The sequence below is a fragment of the Pseudochrobactrum sp. AO18b genome (assembly GCF_000409565.1).
Taxonomy (GTDB): domain Bacteria; phylum Pseudomonadota; class Alphaproteobacteria; order Rhizobiales; family Rhizobiaceae; genus Pseudochrobactrum; species Pseudochrobactrum saccharolyticum.
The window spans coordinates 11,793-32,097 of the sequence record NZ_ANNO01000172.1 but is presented as its reverse complement, the minus strand read 5'-3'; the positions used below and the strand labels follow the sequence as shown (position 1 = coordinate 32,097).

General features: G+C 49.4%; 21 protein-coding genes and 2 tRNA genes. 10 read left to right on the top strand and 13 right to left on the bottom strand.

Translation table 11 applies throughout. The annotated features are described in order from the left end of the window. Positions 1-216: 216 nt before the first annotated feature. The gene (locus A918_RS21295) at positions 217-1,074 is read right to left on the bottom strand and encodes a phosphatase PAP2 family protein (protein WP_022710453.1); all 858 of its coding nucleotides are present in this window, start codon (positions 1,072-1,074) and stop codon (positions 217-219) included. Positions 1,075-1,362: 288 nt separating this feature from the next. Between A918_RS21295 and A918_RS0107440 the strand changes: the two genes are divergently transcribed. The 8 genes from A918_RS0107440 to A918_RS0107400 all read left to right on the top strand — a co-directional run bounded on the left by A918_RS0107440 (position 1,363) and on the right by A918_RS0107400 (position 5,118). Next, positions 1,363-2,541 carry a cystathionine beta-lyase gene (locus A918_RS0107440; protein ID WP_022710452.1) on the top strand — a complete coding sequence of 393 codons (1,179 nt, stop codon included), beginning with the start codon at positions 1,363-1,365 and terminating at the stop codon, positions 2,539-2,541. A 160-nt stretch (positions 2,542-2,701) separates the two neighbouring features. Further along, positions 2,702-2,778, top strand: a tRNA-Pro gene (locus A918_RS0107435). 92 nt (positions 2,779-2,870) lie between these two features. Further along, positions 2,871-3,182 (top strand): ETC complex I subunit, encoded by a 312-nt coding sequence (locus A918_RS0107430; RefSeq protein ID WP_163026116.1) that lies wholly within the window; start codon positions 2,871-2,873, stop codon positions 3,180-3,182. Between the two features lie 24 nt (positions 3,183-3,206). Beyond that, positions 3,207-3,283 (top strand) — tRNA-Arg (locus A918_RS0107425). A 260-nt stretch (positions 3,284-3,543) separates the two neighbouring features. Continuing rightward, on the top strand, positions 3,544-3,798 hold the full coding sequence (locus A918_RS22010) for a hypothetical protein (RefSeq protein ID WP_022710450.1): 255 nt from the start codon (positions 3,544-3,546) through the stop codon (positions 3,796-3,798). 279 nt (positions 3,799-4,077) lie between these two features. Continuing rightward, on the top strand, positions 4,078-4,254 hold the full coding sequence (locus tag A918_RS22005) for a hypothetical protein (RefSeq protein WP_022710448.1): 177 nt from the start codon (positions 4,078-4,080) through the stop codon (positions 4,252-4,254). 307 nt (positions 4,255-4,561) lie between these two features. Continuing rightward, the gene (locus A918_RS0107405; protein WP_028233511.1) at positions 4,562-4,771 is read left to right on the top strand and encodes a cold-shock protein; all 210 of its coding nucleotides are present in this window, start codon (positions 4,562-4,564) and stop codon (positions 4,769-4,771) included. Between the two features lie 128 nt (positions 4,772-4,899). After that, positions 4,900-5,118, top strand: coding sequence for a hypothetical protein (locus A918_RS0107400; RefSeq protein ID WP_022710446.1), 219 nt, complete (start codon positions 4,900-4,902; stop codon positions 5,116-5,118). On the opposite strand, the gene A918_RS0107395 is transcribed toward A918_RS0107400, so the two are convergent. From A918_RS0107395 to A918_RS0107385, 3 genes are all read right to left on the bottom strand, one after another. After that, complete coding sequence (locus tag A918_RS0107395; RefSeq protein WP_022710445.1) at positions 5,105-5,398, bottom strand: hypothetical protein; 294 nt, start codon at positions 5,396-5,398, stop codon at positions 5,105-5,107. The two genes, A918_RS0107400 and A918_RS0107395, sit on opposite strands and share 14 nt — an antisense overlap. A 96-nt stretch (positions 5,399-5,494) precedes the next feature. Beyond that, entirely contained in the window at positions 5,495-5,755 is a 261-nt protein-coding gene (locus A918_RS19785) for a hypothetical protein (RefSeq protein WP_022710444.1), read from the bottom strand. After that, entirely contained in the window at positions 5,752-6,504 is a 753-nt protein-coding gene (locus A918_RS0107385; protein WP_022710443.1) for a glycoside hydrolase family 108 protein, read from the bottom strand. Before A918_RS0107385 ends, A918_RS19785 begins: the two co-directional genes overlap by 4 nt. Before the next feature lie 190 nt (positions 6,505-6,694). Here A918_RS0107385 and A918_RS0107380 point away from each other — a divergent pair, with 190 nt between their 5' ends. Next, a complete protein-coding gene (locus A918_RS0107380; protein ID WP_022710442.1) occupies positions 6,695-7,456 on the top strand; it encodes an outer membrane protein in 762 nt (253 codons plus the stop codon). 174 nt (positions 7,457-7,630) lie between these two features. Here the strand turns inward: A918_RS0107380 and A918_RS0107375 are convergent, their stop codons facing one another. The 3 genes from A918_RS0107375 to A918_RS0107360 all read right to left on the bottom strand — a co-directional run bounded on the left by A918_RS0107375 (position 7,631) and on the right by A918_RS0107360 (position 10,394). Further along, the gene (locus A918_RS0107375) at positions 7,631-9,121 is read right to left on the bottom strand and encodes a hypothetical protein (RefSeq protein ID WP_022710441.1); all 1,491 of its coding nucleotides are present in this window, start codon (positions 9,119-9,121) and stop codon (positions 7,631-7,633) included. Positions 9,122-9,166: 45 nt separating this feature from the next. Continuing rightward, entirely contained in the window at positions 9,167-9,556 is a 390-nt protein-coding gene (locus A918_RS21760; RefSeq protein WP_156831403.1) for a hypothetical protein, read from the bottom strand. Between the two features lie 115 nt (positions 9,557-9,671). Next, a complete protein-coding gene (locus A918_RS0107360) occupies positions 9,672-10,394 on the bottom strand; it encodes a hypothetical protein (protein WP_156831402.1) in 723 nt (240 codons plus the stop codon). Positions 10,395-10,507: 113 nt separating this feature from the next. Between A918_RS0107360 and A918_RS0107355 the strand changes: the two genes are divergently transcribed. Then, positions 10,508-10,807, top strand: a complete 300-nt coding sequence (locus tag A918_RS0107355; RefSeq protein WP_022710437.1) for a hypothetical protein — start codon at positions 10,508-10,510, stop codon at positions 10,805-10,807. On the opposite strand, the gene A918_RS22265 is transcribed toward A918_RS0107355, so the two are convergent. The 6 genes from A918_RS22265 to A918_RS22370 are packed head-to-tail and all read right to left on the bottom strand — an operon-like array spanning position 10,808 to position 20,303. Then, the gene (locus tag A918_RS22265) at positions 10,808-13,906 is read right to left on the bottom strand and encodes a hypothetical protein (RefSeq protein WP_022710436.1); all 3,099 of its coding nucleotides are present in this window, start codon (positions 13,904-13,906) and stop codon (positions 10,808-10,810) included. Continuing rightward, entirely contained in the window at positions 13,906-16,701 is a 2,796-nt protein-coding gene (locus tag A918_RS21290) for a M15 family metallopeptidase (protein WP_022710435.1), read from the bottom strand. Before A918_RS21290 ends, A918_RS22265 begins: the two co-directional genes overlap by 1 nt. Next, on the bottom strand, positions 16,701-17,174 hold the full coding sequence (locus A918_RS0107340) for a hypothetical protein (RefSeq protein ID WP_022710434.1): 474 nt from the start codon (positions 17,172-17,174) through the stop codon (positions 16,701-16,703). Before A918_RS0107340 ends, A918_RS21290 begins: the two co-directional genes overlap by 1 nt. 47 nt (positions 17,175-17,221) lie before the next feature. After that, positions 17,222-19,609: a hypothetical protein gene (locus A918_RS0107335; protein WP_156831401.1), complete on the bottom strand. Its 2,388-nt coding sequence runs from the start codon at positions 19,607-19,609 to the stop codon at positions 17,222-17,224. After that, positions 19,609-20,184 (bottom strand): hypothetical protein, encoded by a 576-nt coding sequence (locus A918_RS0107330; protein ID WP_022710432.1) that lies wholly within the window; start codon positions 20,182-20,184, stop codon positions 19,609-19,611. Before A918_RS0107330 ends, A918_RS0107335 begins: the two co-directional genes overlap by 1 nt. After that, on the bottom strand, positions 20,181-20,303 hold the full coding sequence (locus A918_RS22370) for a hypothetical protein (protein ID WP_022710431.1): 123 nt from the start codon (positions 20,301-20,303) through the stop codon (positions 20,181-20,183). Before A918_RS22370 ends, A918_RS0107330 begins: the two co-directional genes overlap by 4 nt. Between the last annotated feature and the right edge of the window lie 2 nt (positions 20,304-20,305).

Sequence of the window (20,305 nt, the reverse complement as noted above, 5' to 3'; positions counted from 1 at the left end):
CCGGCAAAATCTGAACCGGATCTGCTTTTCGTTTTGACAGCCTGATATCCGGCTTTAACCGGTTTAGTTCAGCCTGTAATCCGCAAGACGGAAACGGGATGCGTCTAAAACTGTGTCTATCGAAAGCTATTATTTTCGACAGGTCAAGGGTCCAAACACGGAAAATTGTTCAGTCCGCTCCTCGAACACAGCTTGCCCTGCCTCAAAAACCTTAACTTAAGCGCCTTGCAGCTTGATTCTTCTGCTGATTATATTTTTCAGTTCAGGAAATAGCTGCCCTTCCCCGAGACGGAACAGCAGACCCGATTGCACCAGAAACCGCGCCAGAATCAAGGTGGTAACCGTGCCGATAGCAAAGCCGGTCACCACATCACTCGGATAATGCGCCTGAACGAAAACACGGCTTGAAGCAATCATCGCCAGACCTGCATAGGCAAAGAACCGGTAACGCGGAAACCACAGCGCCAGCAGCGTCGCCAGCACAGCTGCCGTGCAGGCATGACCGGACGGAAAACTGACATAAGCATGGCTGAAATCAAACGGCTTGAAACCAAAAGGCCCTGCACTATCAATAAGAAACGGGCGCGGTCTGCCGACAAAATATTTGAGAATATTCACGATCAGTCCGGCACCCAGAATCGCAGAAATACCGAACAGGCTCTGACCGGCAATCGTGCCCAGACGATTATAATTTTGCAGAAGTTCAGGAATTTTAAGGCCATAGCCTTCCTGCCCGCGCAACCTGTGCCGTCTCACCAGACAGACCGCAATAATGACGGTGAATAATGCAACATAGGGAGCGGCCAATACGAGATTCGTCAGCGATTTCAGAATCTCTACAGGCAACCACTGCACGGAAACGGCAAGGCGGGACAAATCCCCGTCAAAAGGTAAAAGCAGCCCCGCACCCGCAATCATAACCAGCAGAAAAAGCGTCAGCTGATACGACCACAGATTGGTCGCGCTCTGATCTGCCCTTTCATGTTCAGCCTGTTGCCCGGATTGCGCCTTGCGCCGTGCCAGCCCCGCCTGAACAGAGGTTCTCAATTCTGAAAATTCATATTTTAAACTCATAAAACTCTCACACCGCAACTGCTGCAATCAATAAAATTGTTCATCTCTTACTATGCTGTAAATCCGTTTTACCGCTTCTCATAAAGAAAGCATAAGGTTTCAGGACAAAGCACAAAGATTATGCTCTAGTCGCAACTGTCATTTTCCGGCTTATTGCAGAAAATGAAAAACGGCACTGTTAACACGCTGAAAACACAAATATTTTCAGAAAAAGCGATTCCGTTTCAGCACAAATAACGAAGACTCACACGAGACAATACAGACTAACAGGCAGCAGGAGGCGTTTTTATGGTCAAATCAGAAAAGGGTACGGGGGAATTAGGGATCAACACAATGCTTACCCATTGCGGTAATGATCCTTATGCATATCACGGCTTTGTCAATCCGCCGGTTGTGCGCGCTTCGACTGTCCTGTTTCCGGATGCTGCGACCATGGCAACGGAAAACCAGAAATATACCTATGGCACGCATGGCACACCGACAACGGACGCTTTATGCAGTGCGATTGACGAGCTGGAAGGTTCCGCAGGCACTCTGCTCGTTCCGTCCGGTCTGGCTGCCGTTACCGTGCCGCTGCTAGCTTTCCTGAAAGCCGGCGATCACGTGCTGTTCGTTGATACAATTTATAATCCGACACGCCGCTTCGCAAATACACTGCTGAAGCAATATGGTGTTGAGATCGAATATTATCCGCCGCATATCGGTGCGGATATTGCCGGACTGATCCGCCCGAATACACGCGTCGTTTTCACAGAATCACCCGGCTCCAATACATTTGAAATTCAGGATATTCCGGCAATTGTCGAAGCCGCACATCAGCATGATATCGTCGTGATGATGGATAATACATGGGCAACGCCTCTTTATTTCAAAGCGCTTGATTTTGGTGTGGACATTACAATTCATGCCGGAACGAAATATCCTTCGGGACATTCCGACATTCTGTTCGGCATGATTTCCGCGAATGAAAAATGCTGGAAACAGCTGGAAAACGCCTATACCGCCCTTGGCATGTGCGTAAATTCCGATGATGCCTATCAAATTTTGCGCGGCCTGCGCAGCATGGGACTACGCCTCAACCATCACCAGCAAAGCGCTCTGACGATTGCCCGCTGGCTGGAACAGCAGCCCCAGATTGCCCGTGTGCTGCATCCCGCGCTGGAAAACCATCCGGATCACGCCTTGTGGAAGCGTGATTTCAAAGGTGCCAGCGGTGTTTTCTCTGTGGTTCTCGCTTCAGGCGGCAAAGAAGAAGCCCACAAATTGCTCGATACGCTAAAACTATTCGGCCTCGGCTATTCATGGGGCGGCTATGAAAGTCTGGCCGTGCATGTTCAGCTCGGTGACCGGACGGTTGCTGCAAAGAGCTATGAAGGTCCGGTGATCCGTCTGCAAATCGGGCTTGAAGATACGCAGGATCTGATTGACGATCTGCAACAGGGACTTCAGGCGGCATTTGCAGTCTGATAATCTGTAAAATACGGAAGCTTCTAAAAGCGGAGACAAAACAGTGCTTTTGTCCCCGCTTTTATAGTGTGACATTCATGCATTTTTGGTTGGAAGTGCCGTTTTGCCTCTTGCGCTCCTGCCTTGAAAATTCTAGACACATCTTATCCTTTGAGGATAGCGGAGCGTAGCGCAGCCTGGTAGCGCACCTGATTTGGGATCAGGGGGTCGGAGGTTCGAATCCTCTCGCTCCGACCATGACAAATACTGAATATTATAGTGAAATTTGTCTCTCGTTTAACAGACCAGCAAATATAAGATTTGACGGTCGCTTTTGTGCCCTGAGGTATATGAATATGGTTGCCCGTATTTATCGTCCAGCCAAGACTGCCATGCAATCCGGTAAAGCCAAGACCGAAGCCTGGTTTCTTGAATATGAGCCTGAAGTAGCCCGTAAAATTGAACCGCTGATGGGTTATACTTCTTCCCGTGATATGAAAAGCCAGATCCGCATGAGCTTCGAGAGCCTCGAAGAAGCGATCGCTTATGCGCAGAAATACGGCATTGCTTACCGGATTGAAGAGCCTAAAGAAGCCAAACGCCGCAAAGTGTCTTACACGGATAATTTCCGTTTTGACCGCCAGCAGCCTTGGACTCACTAATTATATACCGCTTTCAGAATATGCGGTCCCGTAGCTCAGCTGGATAGAGCACCGGCCTTCTAAGCCGACGGTCACTGGTTCGAATCCAGTCGGGATCGCCATTCATTTCAATAACTTATTGATAGTATAGCAAAGGCCGGTTTACAGCTTTTTTCTACCGGTTTACATTTTTATTCATTTTCTGTCCTCACGGTCACCACCCCACATTAACAATTCACAGCAATTCACAGCCCCGTCAGGCCATGAATAATCCCTGTTGACTCTTTCGCATTTTGAGAACATTTGTAGAACAAATTAGTAATTATTAAAATTTTTACCCTGCTTTTGCGCACTCGTTTGCGCCACGGAGGAGTGCGCCTAAATGGGCAACTGGAAAACCAATTACAGGGTCAGTGATTTATCTGACACTCAAAAGCTGGAAATGATCTGCAGGAAATGCAGCAGGCTTGTTTACATCAACAAGGCCACGATCTGCACAGCCAAAGGTCGTGAACAGCTCTATCTGGATGAAATAGAGAACCGCGCCCGATGCAAAGCGCGAGGCTGCAAAGGTCAGATGCGCATGGCTATGGTTCGGCTGGATGAAATGTCCGGCTTTACCGGAGGGCTGGCATGATGCCAACTTTACGCAGCTTAAGTCATCTTGACCTGCTGCGCCTGACCTGTGGAGGGTGTGGACGGGTCAGAGATATACCGTCGCGATTCATGGCTATGATGTGCGGGGAAGAGACCGAAATACTCACTATGCCACGTCGAATAAGGTGCCATGTCTGCGGTTATCGCGGCATCAGTAGCGTGGATATACTTGCTGGTCAGGTCGATCTGCAAGGATCGTATTTTATTTATCAGGAGGATGACGGTATGAGGAGGCTATTTTGAATGAGGACTCGGCACAATGAGTGATAATACCCCGCCATGGGAAAACAAACCGGCCAAACAGGAGGCACTCTATATCCACTGGTGCATGCATGAAGGCTGCAAAAAGTGGGGGAGCTTTGGCTTTAACGGTCGCTATGGAGTTGAATGGTTCTGCTTTGAACACAAAGAGGACGGCAATAAAACAGTTAAGTGACATACATATACTAAAGCTCTATAGACTGCTGTTTTAATTCTCCAACATGAGGGATTGACCAACTCATATTGGGTCGTACTGCTTAATTTCAACTACAACTTAAAATTGATATAAATAAAATTAAAAACTAATGATTGACAAAAAATATTAATAGTCCATATTGGTGTTATCGATATTTTACTTGTTTAGCTTTGCTTTTTGCGCAGCATCTGCGCCCTTAACGAACCTTTCATCTCAAAAATCGCTATCATACTCGTAACGCTATCCTGCGTTATGAGCACCTTATGTTGCTATGAAAGGGTTCATTATGACCACCGGCACAGTTAAATGGTTTAATTCCACAAAAGGCTTCGGCTTCATTCAGCCTGACAACGGCAATGCAGACGTATTTGTTCACATTTCAGCCGTTGAACGCGCTGGCATGCGTGAAATCGTTGAAGGCCAGAAGCTCGGTTACGACCTTGAGCGTGATAATAAGTCAGGCAAAATGTCAGCTTGCAATCTGCAAGCAGCATAACTTGGTGTAACTCACTCCTTTGACCACGGATGTACTGGCACTGGAGAGAATACACATAATGAGAGGTCAGGCATTTTTGTCTGGCCTTTTTTATTTCTCACATCAAGATTGGCTACCAGATGAAATCAATGCATAGCTTATTACGTCAAAATGCAGAAATTGCCTTTGAGAAAACACAGCTACAAAGCAGTGCTCATGCACGTATCTCCGATGAAATCGAAGAAAATGTGAAACTTCGTGATGAGAAGACCGCGCGATTAAAAGCACAAAGACTTGCTCAAGCGGCGATCACTCCACCGTTAAAAACAAAGAAAACGAAACCCACGAGTATCGTTAAGGCACATTAAAACCACCCTTTAGCATGAAGCTGACAACTCCAAGGATCAGAGCGCTTATTATAAGCCAAACGACCTTCGCCAGAGTATCACTCACACCGGATATCTTCTTTTCCAGATCATTGAACCGGTTGTCCATGTGCTTCCACTGCTCATCTTTGCGTGCATCTGCGATTTCAGACTGAACCTGAAACTTCTCCAGAACCACAAGGCGCGGGAGAATACCGGTCAGCTGCTGCTCAAGATTTACAACGCGGGAACGAAGATCGAAATCATTCTCTGTTGGCGACATTACCAGCACCCCGCCTTGTTTCCGTAGGCATTGTGACCGGCAATGCCTTTGCCCGCGCTCTGGTCATTACCTGCCATATAGACAGCGGTTTCCGGTTTAAGGCTGATTTTCTGCCATCCCGCGCAATTGTTCGCACTGGTCGCGCACCCCGCCAAGCTCAACACACAGAGCAACGCTGTCCATATTGTCGATTGTTTCATTAATCCCTGCCCTGTTCTCGATTGCCTGTGTCACAGCTTGAGCGGCTTTTAGTGCCGCATCCTGCTTGCCGTCATGTTGCCCGAGCGCATAAAAAAAGAGGCCTGAAACTGCCCCTCCGATTACCGCGCCAGTGATGTGTTGAAAGCTGATCTTCATGTCGCCTGATCCTGCATGCGCTTGATGAGGAAATATGCACCGGTGGCGAATGCTCCGGCCATGATAATTGCAAGCGCCCATTGGATCGGACCCGAGCCGGAAGCCATGCCGCCAAGACCAGATAAAAGGCCGCCAATTGATGCCCATGCCTCTGGCTTTTTAAATGTTTCCATGAGAGATTGATCTTTGGGGTTGGCTTTAGCCGGAGCTGAAGGCGCATCATCAACGAGAACGACGCCTTGGTGAAGTCCGCGTGCTTGAGCTTCCACACTGATCACCCGCTTTTGCCAACCCCGACCAAACACCGGCCATGTTTTCAATGACCGCATGAACCGGAGGCGTTCAGCAGCATATGCCGCAATAAGATCGCCTTTATAAGACTTCACGGCCGCGACAGTCTGACCGCCAACAATGCCGTCCGCAGTCACACCAACCACACGCTGCAGTGATTTAACCGCCTGAGCGGGTCCGCTATTCACCCCATAATCAAAAGCCATGAAGTCAATGCCAACCGGAAGCAGATCGCCGCCGGATTGCACCCAATACGAGCGCCGATAAATCTTTGCAGCTTCTTCCTTGGTGAGTGCTTTGACCTGTGCAGGTGTAACGCTGGCAACACCACGGTGAGCGGCCAATGTCCTGTGTGTGATGCCGTACTTCGTGGCACCGCCCGGGTCTTTCGGATTATTCACATATCCGCCCTCATGACCAAACATCAGGTCAAGCGCGGTCGTTAAGGTCTCACGCATAGCGTTCCTTTCATAAAAAAAGCCCCGCAAAAGCGAGGCATCAGTTCATTGTTGAAAATAATAATTACAAAGCTTAACTGCTACAGACAAATGAATATGCGTTTTCACATGACTGTTGCTGTCATGTAACAGCTATTTTTCACTTGCCAGTGTAGAAAATAACTCAAGAATCATCTTTTGGGAGATCAATATGTTTAAAAGCCTTACCCTTGCAGCATCCTCCGCATTTTTGTTCACCAGCTCCGCTATGGCCGCCGATGCCGTAGTTTATAACGAACCAGCACCAGTTGTGGTTGACACCTTCTCCTGGACAGGCGGCTACATTGGTGCGCATGCTGGCTACGGCTGGGGCAAAACCAATGACGTTAACAATCTTGGCTCCCCAGAAAAGAAAATGAAGGGCGGACTTGGCGGCATTCAAGCTGGTTACAACTACCAGTTTGACAATAATATGGTTCTTGGTGCGGAAGCTGACATTTCTTTCAGCGGCGTAAAGAAAAACTGGAATGATACCGACGCATACAGCACATATTACACACAAGACAAAATCGGCACACATGGTACAGTTCGGGCTCGTCTCGGTTATGCTGCTGATCGCTTCATGCCTTATATTACGGGCGGTCTGGCTTGGGCTGATATGAAGCATACTGTAGGATGTTCAGATAAAAACGCTCTTGGGGGCTTCCCAGCAGGAAGCACTTCATGCCGTGCTGGAACAGCTCGTCCATCATTTGAAAATTCGGCTTCAAAAACCTCCATTGGTTATAGCGTAGGTGCAGGTCTTGAATATGCTGTGACAAATAACTGGACTTTGAAGGCTGAATATCTTTACTCGAATTTTGGCAAGAAAAACGTCACTATTACAGATCCTAACTTCCCTGCTGCATCTGGTGAACGTCGCTTCAAAACAAACCTCAGCGAAGTTCGCATCGGTGTAAACTACAAGTTCTAATCCCTCCTATAGAACTGAATTACAGCCTCAGATCAACGTCTGGGGCTGTTTTCGTTTTAAGCGCTTAACGCCTGCTGCCACATTACATCAACCTGTTCCTGCGTTAACGGCAGACGAGCGACCATTTAATCTAAAAATGGGTGCGCGCACTAGTATTCTGTACAGGGTGTTATCCTATAGCTGCCTTGCCGATGCGTAGGTTAAGGTTTCTCCGCCTCGGACAGATACACCGCTTCCATTCACCTGAGTAAACACTTGGAAGTAATCATTGCCGTTACATTTAACGGATGACAACACGATCGACATTGAATCAAACGCGGCTTGAGCGATCTTCGAGGCTACCTTGTAGTCTACTCCATTCTTTCGGACTATCACATAAATCGACTGACCAACTGTAAGCCCTGAGAAGGCTAGCGTTGCCTCAATAGAGGCAAATCCGGCAAGCGGCTGCATTTTCACATCGGTTAGGAGCATCCCGTTGACGTTATCATTTGTCACGTCAAATGGCACCAAGGTAGGTGTTGCATTCGGCAAAGATGCGTCAGTAGACAGACTGAAAGATGTATACGGCGGGTAATCATACATGCCACCGGATTGCACTTCACCAGGTATATTGCCGGGGAAAAGATTTCGATTGAATGTCTCTGTTCTTATTTCACCGTTGTAGTGGCACAGGAATCGCTTGCCAGTTGCAGAGCCAGTGAATGTAGTGTTGATCGCTTTAATTACACTGAAAGCGCATCCGGCGAATTGCCCCCAAAAGTCTGGATTGTTTTGAATCGTAACAACCCTCGTCCCCACGTATTCTATACTGCCTCCTTCAGTTGCGTGTATGTGGTTCATGGCTCCACCAATAACCGTGTAGTCAGCAGACAGTACAATGTTTGCATATGATAATGATGCAAAGTGATCATATTGCTGATTATCCAGTATTACAGCCCCGATAATAGCAATGCTGGAGCCTGAACCATTGGCGGTATTAGAGTAGCCAGATTGAACATACTGAACACCTTCAACTGCAATACGCCCACCATTGATCACTTGAATGGTAACGCCACTTCCGGCGCCTAACCGAACATTTCCGGGATTGGACACATTACCACTTAATGTTAGGGGATAAGCGCCGGTTATCGTGCCTGCCCCCACAGGCATAGAATTTACAACGATATTTTCAGGATAAACACCGTCAGCCAGTTTAATCACTACAGAGAACGAATTCAGGTCGAGAGACTTGTAGATATAATTCAAACAAGCTGAGATAGTTTTGAATGGAGACGATAACCCACCGCCTTCATCATCCCCGGTATTAGTAACATTGATGGTGACGTGTGTACTAAGTTTGGTTCGGAATGCCCCTGCAATAGCTTCCGGGACATTACCGAGCTGAGTAAGAGGTACATTTCCTGCGCTGTCCAGAGAGGCCAGACTATCGGCTTCACCGATCCTTAAGTTAGTGATCGGAACCCTGCTGTCATTATCAAGCGGAGCAACGCCGTTCTTCACGCCGAGCTGATGCTCCATCAATGTTGGAAAACCACCAAGCTTTGTTCCATCATGGATACGGAGGTTGTTTTTCGTTGTATCATGCGTGATCTCACTCAAAGCACCGGCAAAATTTTCATGCTGTGCTGCTGTACCTCGACGCCAACGAACTTCTGTAGACATGGTAATATCCCTATAAAATTATAATCAGCAAAGCATTTGACGGTATTAAACGTCCGTCAGCGTTCCGTAATCGATAGTCGTTTCCAGCTTCATAACCTTGCTGGGATCAAGCAACTCAAGGCGTTCAGACTCCGCAGTCGTAAACGCCTGATAGCCGTTTGCAAATGTAAAGGTCAGAGCTCCCGAGCCAGTAACCGGCTGGCTAGAAACGTCGAAACCTTCCGGTGCCGACAGATCAACAGAAGTCACAGTACCTGAACCAGCATCGGGCAATTCATCCAATCTGGCCAAAGGGATGCCGCCTTGTGTTGTGCCATCGTGTAAATGCAGCCTGCCAGTTGAGGTGTTATGGGTTACCTCACTTTGTGCGCCAGTAAACGAGGTATGCTCTGCGGTTGTCCCTCGACGTAAGCGTAAAACAGTTGCTTTTGCCATTATTCCAGTTCTCCAAAATCATTGTCGAAGTATTCCATAGGCGTTAATACAGACCCAAAATCATAACTCTCCGAATCTGAAGCTATTTCTCCGGCATCGACGTCCTCTTCCCCTGTCATGAGATACCTCCGAAATCCCTGTCAAAATATGTGCTGGTGTCAGAAGTCCATCCAAAATCATAAGCCAGCCCTGGCTGAAACCCGATAGACCCAGACATGGCAGCCTCCACAAGGTCCTGAGCTGTCTGTGCAGCTGCTTCTGACGAGTTGGCCGCAGCCTCAGCACGTGCAACCAAAGCATCAAATTGACTAAGCTGATGGACAATCGCGTCAATCTGGGATTGGAGCTGCCGATCTCCGGCGATGCGTTCAGTGCGCTCCAACGCATCCGCAGCTATGCGCTGCACCCTCTCTAATAAATCAGCCGCAATACGCTCTAGTCGTTCCCTAACAAGGCCATCGCCAATCAAAGAAATTCGACTGTCCCGATCTTGTATCGCCATTGTCAGGCGATCAAGCTGAAGCTCAACTGCCTTCGCATCATTCCTCTGTTTGTTCTCCAAATCAACGGATTGCTTGGCCTGCGTCATACGGGTGAGGACGACTTTTAGACCGGCAGCGGGCGCATTGTAGAAAGACACGGAACCGCCATTTGGCCACGAGCTGCCAGCGATTGAGTAATGCTGATTTAAGTATTGCGGCGTCTCTACACCATCGGCATTGCGCAATGTCACGACGACTTCTTCAGCCTGCAAAAAGCGTCTCGGATATGGAAAATCCTTAAGCGCCCCATCTGCATCTGAAATGAACTCTAGCTGGTCTGGCACGGGTACAGTCATGGAAAGCTCCATATAAAAGCCCTGCAAAAGTGGGGCTGTGTCTAAGTTCAAAATAATAATACCATCGACATATACCCGCATGTTTTGCAAAGTAGAGAAAACGGGAGGAAGTGATGTTTGGTCAAATTTCTTATGTTTTACGATTCAACAATGCCTTGGCATTGCTCGGGGTAAATCCACAACATTTAACTGAGACGGCACGACAGTCAGCTCAGGTTGTCGGCCAAGAGTTAGGGGCAACGCCGCAAGAAATAGCTCTTGTTCTTGCTAGTGACCTTCCCCTTGATTACAAAATGCAACTTGATCCAAAAACTGCAATGACATGGATCAGAAAAAGGAAAATCAATCCTAGGAACCCCAATGTTAGAGAGGCTTTATACAACCTAGGCTGGGGCGAGTTGGTAGACTATTGACTACTTTTTGTCTTGTAGGCCAATCGCATCGCCAGTCGTGTCCTCAAGTGTATTAAGCAAGCTTCGAACATAGAATAGGTTCTGAAACGGCAGCAAGCCTCTGATTTTATGCAGATCGGCTTTTGATGTGTCGCCAGCAAAGATGGAGCCCGACACTTGGAATATGTCCGAAACTGCATCGGGGGTCGGGCCGAGGAATGCGCCAATCACATTACGCGACTGGTAGCGGCTCATAGGCTCGCCAGTAAGTCCAGATAGCCCGAACCGCCCACGGCTAGCCTTCTCCGCAATATTATTTACATCCATCATCCAGCCGCTCAGACCAGACCAGTCAAATGCGTTGGTTGCCCAAACCATCGGATTGTCTGAAAGCTCACGTTCTGCTGTCAGTTGCTTGGCCATATAGGTCATCGCGCCGAGTGAGAGGGCAGTAACAATGCCGGCCAATGTATCCGCATCACGTTGCTGGATTGCTGAGAGGGTAATTTTCTGCATGGCAGACACGTTGAAGCTTTTAAACTGGCCAATTGTCTTCCCAAGCTCTGTACTCATCCAGAGCGGCTTATCTTGCCCGGGCGTTACAATGATGCGATCAACATCTCGCACTACGGCCGTTCGAAAGGCTTCTCGCGCCAGACGATCATCCCAATCTCCCGCCTTTGCCAGCAGAACGCCGTCCTGTGTTTCGCCATACTTCTTGAACTGTTTATGAATTCGCTCAGCAAGATCGGCGTTGATGCCAGCAGCGCCAAGTCTCCTGATCTGTTTTGCTGTGGCAGTGCCTCTGGCAATGGCTTCGATTGCATGAAGCATATTGGTCATAACGATCATACCGCTGAACTGCTTCATCGCGGCATTCCAAGGAGCCATGAGTGACACCACGCCAAATCGCGTCCCGAGAGACTTAATGGCGCGTTCAAACTTGCTGCCACGGCCGAAGTCGTCGCCAATTTCAGCCAGCGACATTGCGCGGCTATCAAGGATCATATCGAGAGCAGTACCGGCTGCCTTGACCTCTTTACCTGCCATGCGAACAGCTTTTATGTTCGTCACAAGAGGCAAGAAGCCATCACGGAAAGTCGAGGTCAATCCATGTTTAAAAACGATACCGGCCATATCCGGAAAGGCTGAAAGGGTCATGCCTCCCAACAAGCGCAAGTAATTCAGGTTACGTGCTACGCGACCGGCGCGAAGCACAATACCATCTGGATTTGATGGCAATGCATACTGCCCACGGATACGGTCGCGCATGCCTTCAATATCACGCACTGCACTCTTGCGGGCTTTTTCGAGACGCGCGCGTTCTTTAGCCTTCACCTCGGGAGTAGCTGCCTTTCCCTCTTTATCAAGCATACCGTCGACAGCAGCAATCTTACGATTGGCTTCATCGTTGATCTTGCGGATTTGCTCTGCCATATCCGGTGAACCGAACTTATTGGTCAGTTCAATATCTGCTGACATGGTGCGTACCTGAGCGTGGAGCACCTCTTCAATGTCGGTATTGAGGAACTCCTGTATCTTCTTGCTTTCAATGCGCAGAAGACGCTCTTTCAATGGGCCACGTGGCCCCGAAACAATGCTGTCATATGGGATGCGACCATCAGCATTACCCAGAATTGTATCTATAGTCTGGTCAACGATATCTGTGATCTCATCGTCCGACAGGCGTGAGAATTCATCCGCCTTCTTGGCAGCTGCATCAGCCTTTACATTAGCTTGCCTCGCGACACTCTCAGCATCACTGATCCGTGCCGCAGCATCACGTTTCGACACAAAATAATCATTCAGGATACGCGCAAAATCAGTTCGGTACGCCGCGATTTTATCTTTGTTGTACATGCGAAACAGGTGCGATACATCGCCTGCAGCGGCAATATCCTCGGGCAGCAAGCGGGCTTCAATGGCGGCACGCTTCATTGCATCGTCAATCTGCCGGTAGATTTTTGCCGCTTCCGCAATTTCAGGAACAGCATGCGCGTCGCCGCTAAACGCTGCCCGCCCCACTTCCTCTTTAAACTGCTTGAATGTCATCTTATCGCCACCGGTTATGCGCTGCATTTCAGAGCGCATAGGAGCAAGACGGCGCTGCCATCCGGTCGGATCTGGTGCGTTGTGAAAATATTTGGCGTATGCCGTATCAATCTGTTGCAGCGTGTCTGCCAGCGGTGCCTGCCACATCTTCATTCGAGTTTCTACAGAGCCCCCGATTTCTGTCGCAACACCTTCAGCATTGGCTTTGTATTCCAGCGGGGTTTCAGCCAGTTGCCGTGCAGTCGACCTCGCCTCATCAAAATCTGAAAGCTGTGAACGGATAAGAGGGTCTTGAGAGCGAACACCCCAAAACTTCTTGATCAGTGCTTCATCTTTAATTTCAGTCGGGCCTTTGTTTACGGCCGCAGCGCCAGCTGATTGTGCGCTGCCACCGCCGAACGCCGCCATGTCAGCTTCTTCAAAAGCTTTATTCTGCTGTTCGATCTTACGACTAAGCCCAGACAGCTCAGTGGATGATAGATACCGGCCTGCCAGCGTTCCAAGCGCTCCACCCAGCAGAACTGAACCACCAATATTAAAGACGCTTTCTTCGCCAGTGCGTGTCTGCTGTGTCAGCTGTAAACCAGCTTCGGACACAGTGGCGTCAATACCAGCACCAATTGCTGCCCCTGCCGCAGTTCCTGCCGCGCTTTTTGCTGCACCAAGCACACCACCGCCAATAGGTAAAAGCGTTGGAAGGTCAAACACGCCAGCAGCAAGTGAAGCAATTGTGCCGTGGATGCCAGCAGCATCCAGAGTTCTGCGATCCGAGACTTCGCGTTGAATTTGGATTTTCAACGCATCCGCCGCTCTCTGATTAAACACGCCTGAGAAGCGTTCCACATATGGTGCAAAATCCGGATCATCCTTGACATAATCGATGGCATTGAAGCCTTGTTCAATTTCGTAAGGGTCTGACATGCCTCGCGAAGTGATATAAGATGTAACCATATTATCCGAACGAAAGGCTGCGGCCATTGTCTCGCCCATGGTCGGGTCTTGCGGTACATCAGCAGGCGCGACATTTGTCAGGTTTTGCACACGAACTGCAGGTTCATAAAAAGGCATCAGTTCCCACCTGCATTCAGTAAGCCGCTATCTTTGGCGTTTTGGAATAGTTGAGTGCGCTGCTGATTAAGACCGGATTTCACAGTCGGCGTTTGGCTTGCCGGCACAGGAATATTAGGAACTGTTGGCTGAGGTAAAACTTGCTGTGCCTCCGGATTATCCCATGCAGAACTTGCACCCATTGGGATATCGCCGCCGTTCATATACTCAGCCATTCCGAGGCCACTAACTTGATTTCGCGTAGCTGTTTCAAGTCGCTTATCTTGTTGTTTTCGTGCTGCAGCTGACACAACAGACAAGTCTGGTCGCCATTGTTTGCCATAAAGGGTTTGCAAATTCCCCTGCTCATCCTTGTAAAGAACGGTGTAGCCGGGCAATTGATGGGACTTCACTTCTGAGCCGGTGTCAGGTGTTGATACCAGTACAATACGGCTCATGATGCTATCGCGTGTCATTGTGCGATATTCCGTCAGTCCGTCTTCATTACGGATAAAAACTTCGCGCCCTTCAACTAACCCGCGATAGCCATCATTCCCCTTTGTTGGATTGAGCAATTGGTCATTCGGAAATGCCTGCGCCAGATCATTGATAAGCTGATCTTTCACATATCCATACGGGTCGCCGTCATTTGGCTTTGCTGGCCAGAACTTATCCGGCGGGTATTTCATCACGGACTTCGTGCCGGTGATTTCCGTTGTCCCGTACAGCCGTTTCATTTCAGCATCAGCACGGTTTTTTGCAAGTTCCGGATTGCCGCCAGATGCGTAAAACTGCTCTTCTGCGATCGCTAAATAATCGGCTGCAATCCCTGCGGCTTGCTGCTCGTTGAAACCTAATTTCGGGTCATTGAAAGGCAACCAGCTATCATCGAAAATTGCGCCAATATTCGTGTTCTCGATCTGCTTCCTGAACTCTTTGGCAGCTGGCTCTAATGCTTTACGCTCACGAATTTTATTCGGATCATTCTGCTCAGCGATGCGCCGCGCTGCATCAGACGGCGACAGATTAAGCGTATTTACATAATAGTCAAAGTCATCAACTTTCTTCTGAACTGCACTCCCGCCGTCACGGCGACCAAGTGCAGACGGATTGATCTGCGAAAATCGTGAGGCTGCTTGTAAAGCGGCTTCGACTTCAGCAGGAACCTGACTTTCTGCCCCAGCGCGGAGTTGGTTCATCGTTGATTGCGGCACTGTACCAGACTGAACCACCAACGTTTCCAGTGCCGCCTGTCTATTCTCCGGCGCAACAGCCTGATTGATAACCCCGCCAATTGCATCAACCTTCTTCTTTCCATCAGACGAGTACGGATCAAGGCTGAGTACACCATTCTGGAAGTCAGCCATCGCCTGAGCTGTCATAACCTGATCGCCCTGACGGGATCGCAAAGCCGACAGTAGCGTAGCTTTATCGCTATCATTCATCCGGCTCGATAAGATTTGCTGATCACTGGAAATTTCACCCGTCTGGATACCAAGCTGCAAAGCACCTTTTTCGCTATTGTAGGTGGCGGTTGCCTGCGCATCGATAGCTGTCTGCCCCCGCTGTGCGGCGGCATTCATCTGATCATATAGCGATAGACGTTGAGACAGCGACAAATTAGCAAAGCGCGGATCAGCAGGTGTCTGCTGTTGAGATGCGGTTACGCTTCTCCCAGTCTCGCCTTCTGCATGCTTCCCACCTCGCGTAGTGCTATCTTCAATATGCCAATTCTCATTTGCCAGTGGGAACTTAAGACCGAACCGACCAGCATTCTGATGAACCCATGCTACAACTTCCTGCGGCGCATGCTTTAAGCTCTTACCGTTAAAAGATAAATCAGCCGCTGTTCCATGGTTGTGATTTGACTTGCCTGGAGGAGCCACCCACTTACGAGCCGCCTCAGGCGATCCATATTTAACGAGCGCCTCTTGCCATAACCGCGATTGTCGCTCATTGGAACGAGCGCCAGAGTAAATGCCAAGACCAGCCTGAATTTCAGGAGGTGCCGATTGCATTAGGTTTGCAAGCTTGTCGGCAAACCCATCCTGCATACCCGAAATATGACTACCGTCTTTGTCCGTCTTGGATAATAGAAATCGCTTTGCTTGTCCCGCAGCGGCCGATGGAACGCCAAGGCGATCGGCCGCACCCGCAACAGATGCAGGATTGGCCTGAGCATTCCGGACTTCTCGCTCGCCAATGGTCAGCGAAAACATTTCGTCTGCCTGCTTTTTGAGCTTTTCTTTTTCGGTTGGCGACAGACCAGAAGCATCAATAGTACGGTGAGCATCCTGCTTTGCCGCGTCAAACATGGTCGGATCGTTAAATACTTGATTTTGCAGTGTCTGCTGGCGTTCTGTAATGCTTGTGCGATACCAGTTATTTCGCTGATCGATTTCTGCCGCCGCTCCTTTGTCGATCCATTGGTTTCGTGCAGTGGAAACCAGCTCAGCAAATTTGGGTTTGAGGCTATCCGGTACAGATTTCAAAAACTCCTCTGACCGCTTGGTATAGATGCCCGACACATTATCGGTGAACCCTTTACCTGAGGGGGCCATGCCTTCCTGCTGCTTAGCGAAATCTAATGCATTATCATCCTGCCAGCGCTGAAAAGCTTGATTGGTAGCAAAATCATCAACCTGCTGCTCCATCTGCTGACGACGCAAAGCCATCTGGTTCTGCATGTCTGCATGATTGCTGATTGCGTTACCAACCTGCGCCAAGCCCTGACCAATGCTGTTATCTACGCGTGTGTCAGGAACGCGGCCAATATCAATGGTACGGCCAGCTTCAATCGGACGAATTTGAACCATTAAAACAAACCTTGGATCGAGCCACTACGAGCACGTTGATACTGAGTATAAGGATTTGAAATCATTGTACGCTGCTGGTTCGTCTGGCTGATGCCTGTGAAAGCATTCACACCAGTGGCCAATGCCCCCATATACCCGCCCGTCATCGCACTCTTTGCATTTGACCGAGCAAGTCCTGACTGGAACCGGTAATTGTCGCTTTGTACCTGAGCGCCGTAGCGAATAGCTTGCTCATCTAGGCTCGCCTCAGTTGCGCTGTCCTGCAGTACATCTATCGCAGAGCCAGATAGTGCGATACCGCTTGATAGATACTGACCCCGCATAGATGCGAGCTGCCGGTCACTGGAGCGGCTTTGAAGGTTCGCATCATAGTTCCCCTTCTCCGCTGCCATTTGCGCCTGACGGTCAGCATATGCTGCTTGTGATTTATATGAGGCAGACTGCGCGCTGGCTCCGGCTACCTGTCCAGCCATGGAGACACCTGCACCTATGAGCGTCATTGAAAGTGGGTCAAAGCACATTAAGGGGTACTCTCCAATTGCAAGACCAAAGATCGGACGAGCAAAGGCAGCGGCTCATCTGTTTCAAAGATAAGTTTGCCCCCACCCTCCATCCATGATCCGGATAGGTCGCAAGGCACAAAGCCCGTATGGAGTTCAATCGCGCTTCCGAAAAGGCTATCACCTGTTTTCAGCAGCTGTTCATGTAAACTCGGCTGCCAATTCTCACCGCCAGCTGATCCGACTTTTGCCGCGCCTGAGTTTAAAACATCTATGCTTGCCGCAATGATAGTGCGGTTACGACCGAATAGTGTGCCATCTTGTTGAGGTCCTGCTACAGGCTGCGTGATCGCTCGACTTTGAAATTTAAGGCCAATGCTAATTTTCGCAGCGGGAAAAGGAAGCGTTACGCTCCCGCCTACAACCTGCAAGTCTTTGACCACGCTGCCATCAGCCAGAGCCACAACTGCTTCACCCTCAAGGTGTCCAAGTCCGGTGATTACACTGATCTCAGTACCGCTATACTTGGCCCCGCAATCGACGTGAAATGCGTTTTCGACAGTATCAATGTCACCATCAAACGGTCGCTCAAGAACTTCGATGTAGCGCTTTAGCTGTCCATTGATTGACCGGCGGACGCAGAGATAAACATCGTCAAAGCCCTCTTCCTCCCCCGGAATAATTGCTAAGCTTTCAACGACGCCGCCAGAGATTTCATGTTTTGCAAAACCGACAACTTTCTGTTCCCTGTCATAAGTGACGGAAACGAGAGAGCCGTCTGCCATCGCACAGTAAATTTGCGGGTCAGGACGCTCACAATACCCCCAGTCGATTATCCCGCTTTTAAACAGATGCTCCCCAAGCAGAGATAATTCCGGTGCAACATACCGGTTTTGGTCACCCAAAACGAGTTCACGTATCTTCGTCGCGCCTACACCGGCATAAATTGTAACGCCACCAATCGACAGAGGCTTGAGAGCTGCAGCACCACTTGTAGGGCCTTTGCGCTGAGATATATTCACCGCCGAGAATGTTTTATTCAGATCAGCGGGGCCAACGGTTCGAATTTGACCTGATGAGCCTGTTACCAAATCCTCGTCGTCGGCCAACCATAGGATTTCATTCTGATTTGATGAGAGTAGTGTAATAGCTAAACCATCGGTTTCTACATTTGGTTCACTCAATCCATAATCATCAAAGACACCTTGCTTGGAGCCGAATACCGTCACTGGCTGACTATCAGTCCTCGCCCACATCAACCGCTCATTGAACAGCCTGACACATGCTGGCCAGCCTGAGGACGGTGAAAATGATCCCATCCGCCATGATGCAATCGGGGCAGTGTTGAGCAGCTTATGTCCGTACAGTTGGACTAAAACCTGCGTTGCTGAAATATAGCCAGTAATTTTTGCCCACTGCCACCGTGCCGATGGCCCGACATACCGAATTGTGCGCCCTACATCTGCAGTCTGGAAGCCATTACCGTTATTGATGCCGGCTGTTGAGGATGCAGTTAGCGTTGTTGGTATCTGTTCAGTTGCCAACCGATGAAGGCCAATGTCACCCCAACGCAGTTGAGTTGAATCATTTCCCTGCGGCCCCATCCAATTGAAACGATACTTTGAAAATGCTCGCTTGTTGTCGGTTTCAAAATAATGTCGTCCACGGCGTGACCAGCCGCTTTCGCCCTCAACGACATGCAGCACGACCCAGTCAGTACCGTCCCACCCTTGGAATTCCCAGCCATTAGGGCTGTCATACATGAATTCTGAGTTTGCCCCTGTTACCCAGTAATTATCAACGGCTTCCGGACTTGCCAGATCAAACTGCTGGAATCCTGTCCCTGTATTGGTACTAGAACTGTGTCCCACAATATTTACGCCACCATCACCTCCCGGGCGCAGAGTTGTAGAGACGTTTTCTTTGTCCATGTATGGGCCGTCATTGAAAACGACATCCACCATTGACCAATTAACATCACCGGCGCGGAGCAGTTTTTTCGGGCTTACATCTTTGTGCGCAAAATATGCCGCGTCGTTGAACTGATCATAGCTCACTCTCTGCAGGTTCGAAGCGGAATACGGGTGCGAAATGGAATACGGAGCAGCGCCAGAATATAATTGTGCTCTTTCAGACAGGAAGCGCATCGTCCCGTTTCCGTTTAGCGCTAGGACATATGCCTGTTCTTCTGAAAAACGGAATGGTAGCAATCGTGTCAGCTGGTTGCTGTCTGCTACTTCTGCAATAAATACCGTACCAGACCGGCGACGAAGCCCGCCATGTGTCAGTACATTAAAATTCACACAGTACGACAGTGACGATAGCCAGAAATCAACGTCAGAGCGAGACCCTAAAAGTGGAGTCGTCCAGCCTTTATCAAATGTAGCCGTATGTGAATAATAAGCCATTAGCGCTGCGCCACCCAATCATCATCAGCAGCACGTGGGCTTGTGCCTTCTATTGCATCAATACGCCATGCTGCATCGATCGCTTCACGGTAGAGGCCTTGAGCCACCTGCACATAGGACACTTTCCCCGTGACCCAATGGCCGCATTTCATCGCAATGTAAGCTGCCAGCGCCTCAACGAATGCCGCTGGATACCGATCATAATCCTCAGTACGTCGAACATACCGAACCTTGAGCGGGCCTTGCGCATCGGTGAGTATCCGAGAGCCTTCAACCTCATGACGGATCGGGGTGCCTTCTGACTTCCCGCAAGCTGTTACCGGCAGCACCCGCAGACAGTCGTGCGGAACTGTAAAAGCGTGTCGCCAGCCGAACGCAGGTGCAACTGTATCCGCAGCCAGAGACACGCGATGAAGTGCGAAATTCCAATCATAACGAGAGAGCAAGCTATCTCGCGATGTATCGAAATTACGTTTCATCCAGCGAACAATTGGCCGATTATCATTCTCAAGGCTGGTAATCTCAGCCTCTTTGAGAATGTCGAGCGCCTGATTACAGATATCGGTGGGGGTCATGCTTCCTCACCTTCCGGCTCTGGTTCAGGAGGTGGTGGCGGCTGTGTCTGCTGTGCGTCACGACGCTGTTTCTGCTTTTTCAGATACCACCACGATAACGGAGGGCTATATGCAGCCATTG